Source organism: Streptomyces sp. WAC 04229 (genome assembly GCF_003947455.1).
Classification (GTDB): Bacteria; Actinomycetota; Actinomycetes; order Streptomycetales; family Streptomycetaceae; genus Streptomyces.
Genome location: NZ_QHJH01000070.1, coordinates 1 through 13,694, shown reverse-complemented (window position 1 = coordinate 13,694; position 13,694 = coordinate 1). Strand labels below are relative to the sequence as shown.

Sequence of the window (13,694 nt, the reverse complement as noted above, 5' to 3'; positions counted from 1 at the left end):
CTCCGCAGCAGAAGTGTGGGTCAGGGGGTGGGTCGTCCGGGCACGGTCAGGTGAGCGCGCCCTTCATGGCGAGGGAGTGCAGGAAGCGCATCAGGGTCATCAGGACGTCGCGGCTGGAGGCGCGGCGCCGTACGTCGCAGTCGAGGATGGGGATCTCCTCGGGCAGGTCGAGCGCGGTCCGCAGCTCCGCGACGGGGTAGCGGGGCGCGTCGGGGAAGGTGTTGACGGCGACCACGAAGGGCACGCCGCGTTCCTCCAGGCGCCCCATGACGTCGAAGCTGACCTCCAGGCGGCGGGTGTCGACCAGGACGACCGCGCCGAGGGCGCCCTCGAACAGGCCGTTCCACAGGAACCAGAAGCGTTCCTGGCCGGGTGTGCCGAAGAGGTACAGCACCAGTTGGTCGGTGATGCTGATGCGGCCGAAGTCCATGGCGACCGTGGTGGCGGTCTTGGAGGCGGACCCGTAGTTGTCGTCGACGCCGATGCCCGCCTGGGTCATCGTCTCCTCGGTGGTCAGCGGTCTGATCTCGCTGACCGAGCCGACCATCGTGGTCTTGCCGACGCCGAAGCCGCCCACGATGACGATCTTCACGGCCGCCTCGGCCGTGTGCGGCAGCCGGTCCTCGGTGCGCGGGCCGGGGATCGTGTCAGAGTTTTTGAAGTCCATGCATCACCGCTTCGAGGAGGTTCCGGTCGGCCACCTTCTGGCGGACGATCGAGGCGCGGGCCTGCACCAGTTCCGCCGCCAGCAGGTCGGTGAGCAGCACGGTCACCACACTGAACGGCAGGCTCAGGTAGGCCGACAGCTCGGCTACGGACAGGGGTGCGGCACACAGCCGCAGCAGGGCGGCCTGTTCCGGGGTGGCGGAGACCGGGGGGTCCGCGCGGGCCACGATCAGGGTGACCAGGTCGATGTCGGCGCGCTCGCCGTTGCCCTCGCCGCCGATGACGAAGAGCCGCTCGGGGTTGCGGGTCTCGCCCTCTTTGCCGGGTGGGGCGGGGCCGGTGGACTCGGCGGGCCGGTCCGGGCCGGGAGTTCGCCTCTGGCGTTGGGGAGGAGTCATACGGTCTGCCCGTTGCGCCGCGCGGGACTGGTGAGATGGGGGCCGATACGGGCGACCAGGTCGGCCATGCTCAGGCCCATCCGGCCGGGTTCGCAGCGGACGTCGGAGAGCACGGCGAGGTAGGCGTTGGGGCCCGCGGCCATCAGGTAGAAGTAGCCGCCGTTCATCTCGATGAGCACCATCTTCATGTCGCCGTCGCTGGTGGGGATCTCCTGGCTGACGGCGCTCGCCAGGCTCTGCAGGCCCGCGCAGGCGGCGGCGACCCGGTCGGCGGCGTCGGGGTCCCCCGAGTAGCGGGCGATGCGCAGGCCGTCGGCGGAGAGCACGACGATCATCTCGATGCCCGGGACGCCGTCGTAGAGGTCCCGGAGCATCCAGTCGAACTTGCCTTGCTGCTCGATCACTTGAGGTTCCCCTCGTCGTCTGCCGGGGCGTGGGCCGGCTCGTCACTGCTGGACTGCTGGTGGGCCTGGGTGATGCCCGGGTGCTGCTTGAGGCCCTCCCAGAAGGCGCCGATGAAGTGCCCCGGCGGGAGGCCCTGGTCCTTGTGCTGCGCGGGCTCGGGCTCCGCGGGCGCCGGGATGCCGTTGCGGGCGCGTTCGGCGGCCAGGCGGGCCTCGCGCTCGGCGTCCTCGCGCTCCCAGACCGCCTGTTCGGCGAGGCGTTGGCTGAGCGGCATCTTGACCCGGCTGCGGCGCTGCGGCAGACCTCCGGCCGTCCACTCGGTGACCTCGGGGACGTCGTCCTCCATGGAGACGCCGGCCGGGATGCGCGGGCTGGTGGGGCGGCGCTTCTTGGGCTTGCGCTGCGGTCCGGGCAGCGCGTCCGGGCCCGGGGTGGGGATCGAGGTCGCGCCGATGCCGTGGGCGAGGCCGACGCCGGGCTCGGTGGTCATCATCTTGCTCGGCACGATGAGGATGGCGCGGACCCCGCCGTACGCGGAGGCCCGCAGCGAGACGTCCATGCCGAACTGCGTGCACAGCCGGCCGACGACGGACAGGCCCAGGCGCGGGTGGTGGGCGAGGTCCTGCACGTCGGTGCCGCGCTTGGCCTGTTCCAGCAGGCCCTCGATGCGGGCGCGGGACTCCTCGCTGAGGCTGACGCCGGCGTCCTCGATCTCGATGCAGACTCCGCTCTGCACCTCGGTCGCGGTGACGTGCACCTTGGACGCGGGCGGTGAGTAGCGGGTGGCGTTGTCGAGCAGCTCCGCCGCGGCGTGGATGACCGGTTCGACCGCGGTGCCCTTGATGTTGACCTTGGCGATGGAGGCCAGGTTGATCCGGCGGTACTCCAGGATCCGGGACATGGCGCCGCGCAGCACGCTGTAGAGGGCGACCGGCTCGGGCCACTGGCGTCCGGGCCGGCCGCCGCCGATCACGGAGATGGAGTCGGCGAGGCGGCCGATCAGCGAGGTGCCGTGGTCGATGCGCAGGAGGTCGTCGAAGACCTCGGGGTTGCGCCCGTGGTCCTCCTCCATCTCGCGGAGTTCCTTGTTCTGCTGGTGGACGATCGCCTGGACGCGGCGGGCGATGTCGACGAAGGAGCGCTCCGCGGACTCGCGCATGGAGTCCTGGTGGTCGACGATCTCGCAGACCATGCGGATCAGCCGGCGCTGGGGCTCGCCGAGTTCGGTGTAGGCGGGGTTCACCTCGCCGAGGCGGCGCATCACCTCCGCGGGCGTGTTCCCCCTGCGCATGAAGTGCAGCACGTCGGGCAGCACGACGGCGCCGAGCTCGACCATCTCCTCGTGGTGGCTCGCCGCCCGGTGCTCCAGATACGCGCTGTGACGGGCGTGCGCGGCGCGCTCGGCCCGCAGCGCACGGCCGCGGCGTACCGCTTCGGCCGCCGCGGAGACCACCAGCAGGGTGGCGACGGCACCGCACAGGCCGACGGCGAGCCGGGCCGGTTCCGTCACGAGGGCGACGGCGGCCCCGGTGGCCGCGGCCATCAGTATGGCCGGCAGCAACAGCGTTCGCGCGTAGGGAAGTTCACGGCGACCTGGAGGGGAATCAACACTCACCATGTAGGCCCTCTGAAAACGAATCGGCAGGGATGGGGGAGCTTGCGACGGGGTATGTCTGGGAGCTGTCGGGATCATCGCCGCATAGGGAACAAGCGCGCGATTACACCTCAACTCGGTGCGCTGCGGGCGAGCTTAGTCCGAGCGGATCATCGCCGTGTCATATTCGGCAACCGCCTGAAACGGGCCTCGGGGCTGGAGTAAGGTCGGCACTTTTGCACGCCGGGGAATCATTCGAACACGATGCGTGAGCGTGTTCGGGTGTACGTAATTCACTCACCGTGACGGGGGAAAGGTGCCGGACTCTCCCGCGTACGCGCGAAGGCCCGGCGGTCTCCCGCCGGGCCTTCGTCGCGTGCCGTCCGTCCGGGCTAGCCCACGGACGAGTAGGCGACCACTCCGCGCAGCAGTTCCTCGACCGCCTTGCGCGCGTTCTTCGGGACCGTGGAGCCCTGGGCGGGCGCGGCGGCCGCGATCTGGCCGAGGACGTCGATGACCTGCTTGCACCAGCGCACGAAGTCGCCCGCAGGCATCTCCGCCTCGCGCAGCACCTCGTCGAGACCCTTGCCGGACGCCCACATGTACGCCGCCCAGGCAAAGCCGAGGTCGGGCTCGCGCTGGCCGACGCCCTCGGTCTGGCTGATCCGGAAGTCCTCCTCCAGGGCGTCGAGGCGGCCCCAGATGCGGACCGTCTCGCCGAGCGCGGCCTTGGCCCTGCCCGAGGGCACCTTCGGCGCCATCGCGTCGTCGGCGACCCGGGACTCGTAGACCAGCGCCGAGACGCAGGCGGCCAGTTCGGCCGGGGCGAGCCCTTCCCACACGCCCTCGCGCAGGCACTCGCTGGCGAGCAGGTCCAGCTCGCCGTAGAGCCGGGCGAGGCGCTTGCCGTGCTCGGTGACCTCGTCGCCGCGCAGGTAGTCCAGCTCGGTCAGCAGCGCGACGATCCGGTCGAAGGTGCGGGCGATGGTGTTCGTCCGGCCCTCGATCCGGCGCTCCAGCTGCGAGGTGTCGCGCAGCAGCCGGTGGTAGCGCTCGGCCCAGCGGGCGTGGTCCTCGCGGTCGTCGCAGCCGTGGCAGGGGTGGGCGCGGATGGCCTTGCGCAGCCGGGCGATCTCCCGGTCGTCGGCGGCCTCGGACCGCTTCTTGCGGGCCCGCTCCGGCGGGATGTGCCCGGCCTTGGTGCGCAGTGCGGAGGCGAGGTCGCGGCGGGACTGGGGCGAGCGCGGGTTGAAGGACTTCGGGATGCGCATCCGCTCCAGCGCCTCGACGGGCACCGGGAAGTCCATCGACGCCAGCCGCTTGACCTGCCGTTCGGCGGTGAGCACCAGCGGGCGGGGTCCGTCGTGGTGCTCGAAGCCGCGGTGGCCGTTGGACCGGCCGGCGGGCAGGCCCGGGTCCAGCACCAGGGCGAGGCCCGCGTACTTGCCCGTCGGCACGTGGATGACGTCGCCCGGCTTCAGCTTCTCCAGCGCGACGGCGGCCTCGGCGCGCCGCTGGTTGGCGCCCTGCCGGGCCAGCTCGGTCTCCCGGTCCTTCAGCTCGCGGCGCAGGCGCGCGTACTCCTCGAAGTCGCCGAGGTGGCAGGTCATGGAGGCCTGGTAGCCCTCCAGCCCCTCCTCGTTGCGCTGCACCTGCCGGGAGATGCCGACGACCGACTTGTCCGCCTGGAACTGCGCGAAGGAGGTCTCCAGCAGCTCCCGCGAGCGGTGCCGGCCGAACTGCTCGACCAGGTTGACGGCCATGTTGTACGACGGCCGGAAACTGGAGCGCAGCGGGTAGGTGCGGGTGCCGGCCAGTCCCGCGAGGTGCTCGGGGTTCATGCCGCGCTGCCACAGCACCACGGCGTGGCCCTCGACGTCGATGCCGCGCCGGCCGGCCCGGCCGGTGAGCTGGGTGAACTCGCCGGGGGTGATGTCGGCGTGCTGCTCGCCGTTCCACTTGACGAGCTTCTCCAGCACCACCGAGCGGGCGGGCATGTTGATGCCGAGGGCGAGGGTCTCGGTGGCGAAGACGGCCTTGACCAGTCCGCGGACGAACAGCTCCTCGACGACCTCCTTGAACGTCGGCAGCATGCCCGCGTGGTGGGCGGCGATGCCGCGCTCGAGGCCCTCCAGCCACTCGTAGTACCCCAGGACGTGCAGGTCCTCGGTCGGGATGGAGGCGGTGCGCTCCTCCACGAGGGCGCGCACCCTGTCCCGGGCGTCCTCGTCGTTGAGGCGCAGGCCGGCGTAGAGGCACTGCTGGACTGCGGCCTCGCAGGCGGCGCGGCTGAAGATGAAGGTGATCGCCGGCAGCAGTCCCTCGGAGTCGAGCCGCTCGATGACCTCGGGGCGGCTGGGCGTCCACACCCGGGAGCGCTGTCGGCGCTCGCGCTCCCGGTCGGCCTCCTTCATGGCGCGGCCGCGCCTGCGGTCCTGGTAGGACGGGCGGCTCGCCTCCATGCGCGCCATGCGCGTGAGGTCCGGGTTGACGGCTCGCTTGCGGCCCTCGCCCTCCTCGAACAGGTCGTACATCCGCCGCCCGGCGAGCACGTGCTGGAACAGCGGCACGGGCCGGTGCTCGGAGACGATCACCTGGGTGTCGCCGCGGACGGTGTCGAGCCAGTCGCCGAACTCCTCCGCGTTGGACACGGTCGCCGACAGTGACACCAGGGTCACCGACTCGGGGAGGTGGATGATCACCTCTTCCCACACGGCGCCGCGGAAGCGGTCGGAGAGGTAGTGCACCTCGTCCATGACCACGTATCCGAGGCCGAGGAGGGTCTGGGAGCCCGCGTACAGCATGTTCCGCAGGACCTCGGTGGTCATGACGACGACCGGGGCCTCCGAGTTCACGCTGTTGTCACCGGTGAGGAGGCCGACGCGGTCCGAGCCGTAGCGGCGGCACAGGTCGGCGTACTTCTGGTTCGACAGTGCCTTGATCGGCGTCGTGTAGAAGCACTTCTTGCCCTGCTGGAGGGCGAGGTGGACGGCGAACTCGCCGACGATCGTCTTGCCGGAACCGGTGGGCGCGGCCACCAAAACGCCCTTGCCCGCCTCGAGGGCCTGACAGGCCTCGATCTGGAAGGGGTCGAGGCCGAAGTCGTACATCTCGCGGAAGGAGGCGAGCGCGGTGGCCTGCTCGACAGCGCGCTGACGGGCTGCCGCGTACCGCTCGGCCGGTGAGAGATCCTCTGTCATCGTGCTTTCGAGCGTACCGGGCCGCACTGACAACAGGACGATCATTATCGGGAACGGCCCTGTGGGGGTTCCGTGGGGGCGGCGACGCCTGCCGTCGCCGCCCCGGTGGCGCTAGGTCACGTCGTCGTAGCCGTTGACCCGGTCCTTCGTGGCCTGCTCGGGCAGGGCGCGGGCGGTGGTCACGGCCTCGACCTCGCCGATGCTCTCCGGAGTCAGGTCCAGGTCCGACGCCTCGTCGTCGTCGGGCTCCAGGGCCTCGCGCCGGGCCCTGCGGCGGTCGTTGACCAGGGAGACGGCGACGGCGGCGAAGTACAGCACCCAGATCGGCCCGGCCAGCAGGATCATGGTCAGCGGGTCCGTGCTCGGCGTGGCGATGGCCGCGAACAGCGTGATGCCCATGATCATCGCGCGCCACCAGCCGAGCATCCGCCTGCCGGACAGCACTCCGGTGAGGTTGAGCATCACGAGCAGCAGGGGCAGCTCGAAGGAGAGCCCGAAGACGATCACCATGCGGGTGACGAGGTCGAGCAGGTCGTCCAGCGGCAGCAGGTTGTCGACTTCGCTCGGCGTGAATTCGATCAGCACCTCCGCGGAGGTGGGCAGCACCGCGTAGGCGAAGTAGGCGCCGATGAGGAACAGCGGGGCGCCGGTGGCGACGAACGCGTAGGCGTACTTCTTCTCGTTGCGGTGCAGCCCCGGGGCGACGAACGCCCACAACTGGTAGAGCCAGACCGGCGAGGCCAGCACGATGCCCGCCGTCAGCGACACCTTCAGCGCCAGGGTGAACGGGCCGAGCAGACCGTTGATGGTGATCTGCGCGCACGGCTCCGAGCCGGCCGTCGACTCGGCCAGCTCCGCGAAGGACTTCTCACAGCCGATCGAATCGAGGATCGGCTCGGTGAGGACGTTGATGATCTCCTGGTAGAAGAAGGCCGCGACGACGGTGACGGCGACGATGGCCAACAGTGCCTTCGCGAGCCGGTTGCGGAGCTCACGAAGGTGCTCCGCCAGGGGCATCCGCCCCTCCGGGTCCCTCTCCTTGGTGCGGGCAGGCTTCAGCAACCCACGTTCCCATCTCGTGCGGCGGGCCGGAGGTCACCGGCCCTGCGTCAGCGCTTGGTCGTGTCCGTCGGCTCGTTGACCGGGCGGGAGCTGGTCACGTCGCCGGGGGCGGCCTGGATGGTGCGCTGCGCCGCGGACTGCTCGGGGTTCGGCGGGTCGGCGGGGGCGGAGGAGTCGTTCTTGCCCTCGCTCTTCATCGCCTTGGCCTCGCTCTTGAGGATGCGCGCGGACTTGCCGAGGGAGCGCGCCATGTCCGGAAGCTTCTTCGCGCCGAACAGCAGGATGATGACGACGAGGATGAGAATGATCTCGGGGGCTCCGAGCCTTCCGAACATAAGTCTTTACCTTCTCACCGAGGCGGCTGGGTGGGGGTGCTGTCCGACCGGTCGGACATGCGTCCGATCGATCGTCTTGTGCAGCGATCGTAACGCTCAGGGGTGAACGTGAGGCAATCCCCGTGCGTACTCCCGTCCGCGGCCGGGCCTCGTTTTCCGGGCCGCGACCAGCAGCGTACCTTCAGGGGCCTGTGGGGTGACAGGGTGAATCGGTCCATACACGACTCGCGCGGGTCCGTCGGGCCGGCCACCGGGCCGCGTGGCGCGGTTCTCGCGTTCACAGGGCGTCCACGGAACGGGCGGCGCTCTCGGTGGCGCGTTCCAGATCATCCGCGGCGCGGCCGATCCTGCGGGCCGAGTCCGTCACCTGCCTGGCGAGTCGCTGCGTCTCCACGAACACCTTCACGGCGAACACCGTGAGGACGGCGAGACCAAGGAAACCCAGGGCAACGGCGAGCATCGGCCAGAACATGACGTCGAGACTAGACGGTGGAGTGCAGCCGCAGTGTCCTGACCCCGCCGCCCGTGAGCAGTTCCACGACCCGCTCCCCCGCCGGCTTGCGGACCGCGGAGCCGCACTCGGGGCAGGTGAACGAGTAGAAGGTGGTGCGGCTGGTGGCGCCGATGGCGAGCCGGAGGGCGCTCGCGGCCAGTTCGAAGCGGCCCCGGCAGTCCGGGCAGCCCGCCTTGAACACGATCGGCGCCACCCGTCTCATGCCCGCGAACGCGGAGGCCGCCGACATGCCCGGTCCACCTGGTCCCAGGGGCTCGCTCACAGTCCTCGCTCCTGCCGTTCGTGCGGGCCCTCGACCGTCCCGGCGCCGGCTGCCGGACCGGCCGCCTCGATCCCGTCGTAGGCGGCCAGCGCCTCCCGGGCGGCGTGCCGGGCGCTGTCGGCCAGCTCGGGCGGGGAGACGATCCGGCCGTCACGGCCGAGCCGCAGCGCCAGCCGCCGCAGAGAGGCCGGATCGGGGGTGCGCAGGGTGATGCGCAGGCCGCCGTCGGGAAGTTCGTCCGCGCTGTCGTGCGGGTAGTACTCGGCGACCCAGCGCCCGCCCGGGCCGACCTCGACGACCACCTCCGGGTCCTCGGCGGCGGGCTGCACCAGGCCCTCCGACAGGTCCCGCAGCTCCACCTCGGGCGGCGCCGACGGCTCGTCCAGGATGCGGATCTCGGCGACCCGGTCGAGGCGGAAGGTGCGCCGCGCCTCGGAGCGGCGGCACCACGCCTCCACGTAGGTGTGCCCGACGCTGACCAGCCGGATGGGGTCGATCTCGCGCTCGGTGACCTCGTCGCGGGCCGGCGAGTAGTAGCGGATCCACAGCCGGCGGCGCTCTGAGATCGCCCGGTCGACGTCGGCGAAGACGCCGCCCTCGGACTCGAAGGTGACGGACAGCCGCGAACTGGCGCCCGCGGCCTCCCCGGCCGAGGTCTCCACCTTGGCGGTCGCCCGCAGCAGCGCCTGCCGGTCGCTCTCGCGCAGGCCGGGCAGGGTCGCCACGGCCCGGGCGGCGACCAGCAGCGCGGTGGCCTCGTCGGCGGCGAGCCGCAGCGGCTCCGCGGCGTCGGCGCCGAGCGCGGCCGGATTGTGCCACCAGATGCGCTCGCCGTCGGTGTCGATGTCGAGCAGGTCGCCGCCGCGGAAACTGGTGCCGCACATGGGCAGCACGTCGAGGTCGGAGACCAGCTCGTCCTCGGTGATGCCGAAGGCCCGGGCGACGTCCTCGATCCGCGCCCCGGGACGCTCCCTCAGATACGTCACCAGGGACAGCATCCGCCGGGTCTGGTCGATGGCGTTCACTGGCCTGACCGGTTTGCCTGCCACTGTGTTGTCCGCTCCCCCTCAGCCCTTGGCGACGGCACGCAGCCGGTCCACCACGTCCGCACGCAACTCCGCGGGCTCCAGCACCACCACGTCCGGCCCGAACTCGACCAGCCAGGCGTCCAGGCCGTGCCCGTACGGAATCTCCAACTCGTCCCAGCCGTCGCCGAGTTCCCGTACGGCGGTGGACTTCGCCCGCAGCGGGTATCCCGCGCCCGCACGCAGCCGGATCCGCGCGGAGCGGTCGGCGGTCTCCCCCGCCCAGCTCGCGACCGTCTCGCGGACGGTGACGACGTCGGGCACCGGCGCGGTGAACCGCCCGCCGCGCGAGCGGACCCTGCCGGTGATCCGCGACAGCCGGAAGACCCGCTCCGCCCCGCGGTCGCGGTCGAAGCCCGCCAGGTACCAGTGCCCGCGCCAGCACTCCAGCGCCCAGGGCTCCACGTGCCGGGGCTCGGGCTGCGCGGCGTTGGCCTTGCGGTAGTCGAAGCCGACGGGCCGGCGGTCACGGCAGGCGAGCATCAGCGGCTCGAAGGCCGCCTCGTGCACCGGGATGCGCGGCTCCAGCGCGCCGTGCGGCTCGTAGGGGTCGACGTCCTCCGGCAGCCCGGCCGCGCGCAGCTTCTGCAGGGCGCCGCTCGCGGCACCGGCGAGCCGGGCCTGCTGCCACACCTTCGCGGCCAGCCCCAGCGCGGCGGCCTCCTCGGCGTCCAGGGTGATGGGCGGCAGGCGGTTGCTGTCCCGGCGGGCCAGGTAGCCGATCTCGCCGTCGAGGCTCTCCACGGTCTCGATGACCAGTCCGAGTTCGCGCAGGTCGTCCTTGTCGCGCTCGAACATGCGGTTGAAGGAGTCGTCGGAGCCCGCTTCGAGATAGGCCTCGACGGACTCACGCAGCTCACGCTTGCTGAGCGGCCGCCGTGTCCCGAGCAGACACAGCGCCAGGTTCATCAGCCGCTCGGCCTTGGCAATGGCCATCGACGCCCTTCTCCCTATGGTGCTTACGACGGATGACCGTACCGCCCCGGGGTGGCGCGGCAAAAGCCGAGGGCCCATGCCCGGACAGGCATGGACCCTTGATGACCGGCTCTGATCACTGTCCGTTCGGACGTGGATCAGACTCCGAGCAGATCGACCACGAAGATCAGCGTCGAACCGGGCGGGATCGCCGGGGTCGGGCTCTGGTTGCCGTACGCGAGGTGCGCCGGGATGGTCAGCTGGCGGCGGCCGCCGACCTTCATGCCCTGCACGCCCTTGTCCCAGCCGGCGATGACACGGCCGCCGCCGAGCGGGAAGCGGAACGGCGCACCGCGGTTCCAGCTCGCGTCGAACTCCTCGCCCGAGCTGAAGGTCACGCCCACGTAGTGGACGGTCACGGTCTGACCGGCCTCGGCAACCGGGCCGTCGCCCTCCCAGATGTCCTTGATCTCGAGGTCCGCCGGCGGCTCGCCACCCGGGAAGTCGACCTCGGGCTTGTCGATGCTCACGTGTTCAGCTCCTGCTTGTCTGCGGAAAGGCAACGGACCAAGTCTTACATCTCTGGAGCGTCACATCTTCGCCAGGATGTCGACCGAGAAGACGAGCGTGGAGTCCTTCTCGATGCCGCTGCCCTCCGGCGGGCTGTCGCCGTACCCCAGGTCCGGCGGGATCACGATGAGGACCCGGCTGCCGACCTTCTTGCCGGTCAGACCCTGCGACCAGCCCTTGACGACCTGCTGCAGCGAGAACGACGTCAGCTGCTTCCTGCTGTACGTCGAGTCGAACTCCTTGCCGCCGTCCCACACGACGCCCTTGTACTGCACGAGGACGCTGTCCTGCGCGCCGACCTCGGCGCCGTCGCCCTCCAGGACGTACTCCGCCACGAGCTTCTTCGGCGCGTCGGTCTCGGGCACCTCGATGGAGGGCGCCTTGCCGTCGGTGTTGGTGCCGACCTTGGGCAGCGCCGCGTCGTCCTGCGGCACCTCCTCGCCCTTGGCGGAGCTCTTGGCGTTGAACGTGTCCTGCAGATCGACCACGAAGACCAGCGTGTCGGTGCCCTTGATGCCCGCCTGCTCGTTGCCCTGCTCGCCGTACCCCCAGGTGGGGGGCACCGAGAACAGGACGCGGCTGCCGGTCTTCTTGCCCGTGAGCGCGTACCGCCAGCCGTCGATGATGCTGCCCTGGGCGAGCTGGATGACGAGAGGGGTCTTGCGGTCGTAGGAGTTGTCGAAGACCTTCGCGCTCTGCCAGACCTGCCCGAGGTAGTTCGCCGACACGAAGTCGCCCTCCGCGACGGCTTTGCCGCCGCCCGCGATGACCGTCTTCACCGCGAGGTCCTTGGACGGCTCCCCGCTGCCCTTGGCGACCGTCGGCTTCTCGTCGAACTTCGTCCCCGCCGTGATGGCCGGCAGCGGACCGTCGACGATCTTCGGCGGCGGCGGTGCCGACGTCGTGGCCGACGCCTCGGGCGACGGGCTGTCACTCGCGTCGCTCGAAGAGCCGGAGTCGTCGTCACCGCATGCGGCGAGCGTGGCCAGTCCCGCGGGGACGGCGATGAGGAGGGAACGTCGGCGCACGGTGGGGGCCTCGTATCGATGGGGGTCTGCGTGATGGCGTGCGCGCAACTCTACGGCGTGAGAAGGGCACCGTACGGATAACGTACGGTGCCCGTGTGGCGTTCCGCCCTTTCGCGCGGTGACGCGCAACTCACCCGGCCGGGGTCACATCCCGGCGATCAGCTTCTCCACCCGGTCGTCCACCGAACGGAACGGGTCCTTGCACAACACGGTGCGCTGCGCCTGGTCGTTGAGCTTGAGGTGGACCCAGTCGACGGTGAAGTCCCGCCGCTGCTCCTGCGCCCGCCGGATGAAGTCGCCGCGCAGCCTGGCCCGAGTGGTCTGCGGCGGCACCGACTTGCCCTCGAAGATCTTCAAGTCATTGGCGACCCGGGCCGCCTGGCCCTTCTTCTCGAGCAGGTAGTAGAGGCCACGACGCCGGTGGATGTCGTGGTAGGCGAGGTCTATCTGCGCGACCCGCGGATGCGACATGGTCATGTTGTGCTTGGCCCGGTACCGCTCGATGAGCTTGTACTTCATGACCCAGTCGATCTCGGTGTCGATACGGTCGAGGTCCTCGGCCTCGATCGCGTCCAGCGTGCGCCCCCACAGCTCCAGCACCCGCTCCACGGTGCCGGTGCGGATACCGCGGCGCTCGCAGAAGTCCACGGCCTTCTCGTAGTACTCCCGCTGCACCTCCAGCGCGGACGCCTCCCGGCCGCTGGCCAGACGCACCTTGCGCCGTCCGGTGATGTCGTGGCTGACCTCGCGGATCGCCCGGATCGGGTTCTCCAGGGTCAGATCGCGCATCACCGTGCCCGCCTCGATCATGCGCAGCACCAGGTCGGTGGCGCCGACCTTGAGCAGCATGGTCGTCTCGGACATGTTCGAGTCGCCCACGATGACGTGCAGGCGCCGGTAGCGCTCGGCGTCGGCGTGCGGCTCGTCGCGGGTGTTGATGATGGGACGGGAGCGGGTGGTCGCCGAGGAGACGCCCTCCCAGATGTGCTCCGCCCGCTGACTGACGCAGTACACCGCACCGCGCGGCGTCTGCAGCACCTTGCCGGCGCCGCACAGCAGCTGCCGGGTCACCAGGAACGGAATGAGGATGTCCGCGAGCCGCGAGAACTCCCCGTGCCGTGCCACCAGATAGTTCTCGTGGCAGCCGTAGGAGTTGCCGGCGGAGTCGGTGTTGTTCTTGAAGAGGTAGACGTCGCCCGCGATTCCCTCCTCGTGCAGGCGTCGTTCGGCGTCCACCAGGAGTCCTTCGAGAATGCGCTCGCCCGCCTTGTCGTGGGTGACGAGTTCGATCACGTTGTCACATTCGGGTGTCGCGTATTCCGGATGTGATCCCACGTCGAGATAGAGGCGGGCCCCGTTGCGCAGAAAGACATTGCTGCTGCGGCCCCATGACACGACACGGCGGAAGAGGTACCGCGCCACCTCGTCAGGCGACAGGCGGCGCTGTCCCCTGAACGTGCACGTGACGCCGTACTCGTTCTCCAGCCCGAAAATGCGGCGGTCCATGACTGAACATTACGCCTGATGACCCGAACTGAAACGGGGTTCGACGGCACGGTTTGGATCATTTTCCGATGAAGCCGCAACCACCGCTCCCCGCGCGGGAGCTGCGAGGACCCGCCCCATGGCCACCAGCACGAGCAGCGACACCGCCCCCGCC

The 13,694-nt window shown here is 70.4% G+C and carries 14 protein-coding genes and 1 pseudogene; all 15 read right to left on the bottom strand.

Annotated elements, in window-relative coordinates; translation table 11 throughout:
* Positions 1-46 precede the first annotated feature (46 nt).
* Positions 47-667: an ATP/GTP-binding protein gene (locus tag DMH12_RS19945; protein WP_125492892.1), complete on the bottom strand. Its 621-nt coding sequence runs from the start codon at positions 665-667 to the stop codon at positions 47-49.
* Positions 648-1,064 carry a DUF742 domain-containing protein gene (locus DMH12_RS19940; RefSeq protein WP_122617302.1) on the bottom strand — a complete coding sequence of 139 codons (417 nt, stop codon included), beginning with the start codon at positions 1,062-1,064 and terminating at the stop codon, positions 648-650. Before DMH12_RS19940 ends, DMH12_RS19945 begins: the two co-directional genes overlap by 20 nt.
* Entirely contained in the window at positions 1,061-1,438 is a 378-nt protein-coding gene (locus DMH12_RS19935) for a roadblock/LC7 domain-containing protein (protein ID WP_167308645.1), read from the bottom strand. The genes DMH12_RS19940 and DMH12_RS19935 overlap by 4 nt, the downstream gene beginning before the upstream one ends.
* A gap of 26 nt (positions 1,439-1,464) precedes the next feature.
* A complete protein-coding gene (locus DMH12_RS19930) occupies positions 1,465-3,087 on the bottom strand; it encodes an ATP-binding protein (protein ID WP_125492891.1) in 1,623 nt (540 codons plus the stop codon).
* Positions 3,088-3,455: 368 nt separating this feature from the next.
* On the bottom strand, positions 3,456-6,308 hold the full coding sequence (locus tag DMH12_RS19925) for an RNA helicase (RefSeq protein WP_125492890.1): 2,853 nt from the start codon (positions 6,306-6,308) through the stop codon (positions 3,456-3,458).
* A gap of 66 nt (positions 6,309-6,374) precedes the next feature.
* Positions 6,375-7,325, bottom strand: a complete 951-nt coding sequence (tatC, locus tag DMH12_RS19920; RefSeq protein ID WP_125492889.1) for a twin-arginine translocase subunit TatC — start codon at positions 7,323-7,325, stop codon at positions 6,375-6,377.
* 47 nt (positions 7,326-7,372) lie between these two features.
* Positions 7,373-7,660 carry a Sec-independent protein translocase subunit TatA gene (gene tatA / locus DMH12_RS19915; RefSeq protein WP_122617306.1) on the bottom strand — a complete coding sequence of 96 codons (288 nt, stop codon included), beginning with the start codon at positions 7,658-7,660 and terminating at the stop codon, positions 7,373-7,375.
* A gap of 277 nt (positions 7,661-7,937) precedes the next feature.
* Positions 7,938-8,132, bottom strand: a complete 195-nt coding sequence (locus tag DMH12_RS19910) for a hypothetical protein (RefSeq protein ID WP_125492888.1) — start codon at positions 8,130-8,132, stop codon at positions 7,938-7,940.
* A 10-nt stretch (positions 8,133-8,142) separates the two neighbouring features.
* Entirely contained in the window at positions 8,143-8,403 is a 261-nt protein-coding gene (locus tag DMH12_RS19905; RefSeq protein WP_125492907.1) for a hypothetical protein, read from the bottom strand.
* Between the two features lie 29 nt (positions 8,404-8,432).
* Positions 8,433-9,485 (bottom strand): YafY family protein, encoded by a 1,053-nt coding sequence (locus tag DMH12_RS19900; RefSeq protein ID WP_125492887.1) that lies wholly within the window; start codon positions 9,483-9,485, stop codon positions 8,433-8,435.
* Between the two features lie 18 nt (positions 9,486-9,503).
* Positions 9,504-10,457 carry a YafY family protein gene (locus DMH12_RS19895; protein WP_125492886.1) on the bottom strand — a complete coding sequence of 318 codons (954 nt, stop codon included), beginning with the start codon at positions 10,455-10,457 and terminating at the stop codon, positions 9,504-9,506.
* Between the two features lie 137 nt (positions 10,458-10,594).
* Positions 10,595-10,966: an FKBP-type peptidyl-prolyl cis-trans isomerase gene (locus DMH12_RS19890; RefSeq protein ID WP_125492885.1), complete on the bottom strand. Its 372-nt coding sequence runs from the start codon at positions 10,964-10,966 to the stop codon at positions 10,595-10,597.
* Between the two features lie 60 nt (positions 10,967-11,026).
* Positions 11,027-12,034: an FKBP-type peptidyl-prolyl cis-trans isomerase gene (locus DMH12_RS19885; RefSeq protein WP_125492884.1), complete on the bottom strand. Its 1,008-nt coding sequence runs from the start codon at positions 12,032-12,034 to the stop codon at positions 11,027-11,029.
* Between the two features lie 144 nt (positions 12,035-12,178).
* Entirely contained in the window at positions 12,179-13,540 is a 1,362-nt protein-coding gene (gene pafA / locus DMH12_RS19880) for a Pup--protein ligase (protein ID WP_064727032.1), read from the bottom strand.
* 9 nt (positions 13,541-13,549) lie between these two features.
* Positions 13,550-13,694, bottom strand: a pseudogene (locus tag DMH12_RS19875) (MFS transporter); the annotation flags it as partial.

What these genes read in the sequence shown, in the direction of transcription:
- DMH12_RS19945 (WP_125492892.1), bottom strand. Translation starts at nt 667, where the DNA reads ATGGACTTCAAAAACTCTGACACGATCCCCGGCCCGCGCACCGAGGAC.
- DMH12_RS19940 (WP_122617302.1), bottom strand. Translation starts at nt 1,064, where the DNA reads ATGACTCCTCCCCAACGCCAGAGGCGAACTCCCGGCCCGGACCGGCCC.
- DMH12_RS19935 (WP_167308645.1), bottom strand. Translation starts at nt 1,438, where the DNA reads ATGCTCCGGGACCTCTACGACGGCGTCCCGGGCATCGAGATGATCGTC.
- DMH12_RS19930 (WP_125492891.1), bottom strand. Translation starts at nt 3,087, where the DNA reads ATGGTGAGTGTTGATTCCCCTCCAGGTCGCCGTGAACTTCCCTACGCG.
- DMH12_RS19925 (WP_125492890.1), bottom strand. Translation starts at nt 6,308, where the DNA reads ATGATCGTCCTGTTGTCAGTGCGGCCCGGTACGCTCGAAAGCACGATG.
- tatA (WP_122617306.1), bottom strand. Translation starts at nt 7,660, where the DNA reads ATGTTCGGAAGGCTCGGAGCCCCCGAGATCATTCTCATCCTCGTCGTC.
- DMH12_RS19910 (WP_125492888.1), bottom strand. Translation starts at nt 8,132, where the DNA reads ATGTTCTGGCCGATGCTCGCCGTTGCCCTGGGTTTCCTTGGTCTCGCC.
- DMH12_RS19905 (WP_125492907.1), bottom strand. Translation starts at nt 8,403, where the DNA reads ATGTCGGCGGCCTCCGCGTTCGCGGGCATGAGACGGGTGGCGCCGATC.
- DMH12_RS19895 (WP_125492886.1), bottom strand. Translation starts at nt 10,457, where the DNA reads ATGGCCATTGCCAAGGCCGAGCGGCTGATGAACCTGGCGCTGTGTCTG.
- pafA (WP_064727032.1), bottom strand. Translation starts at nt 13,540, where the DNA reads ATGGACCGCCGCATTTTCGGGCTGGAGAACGAGTACGGCGTCACGTGC.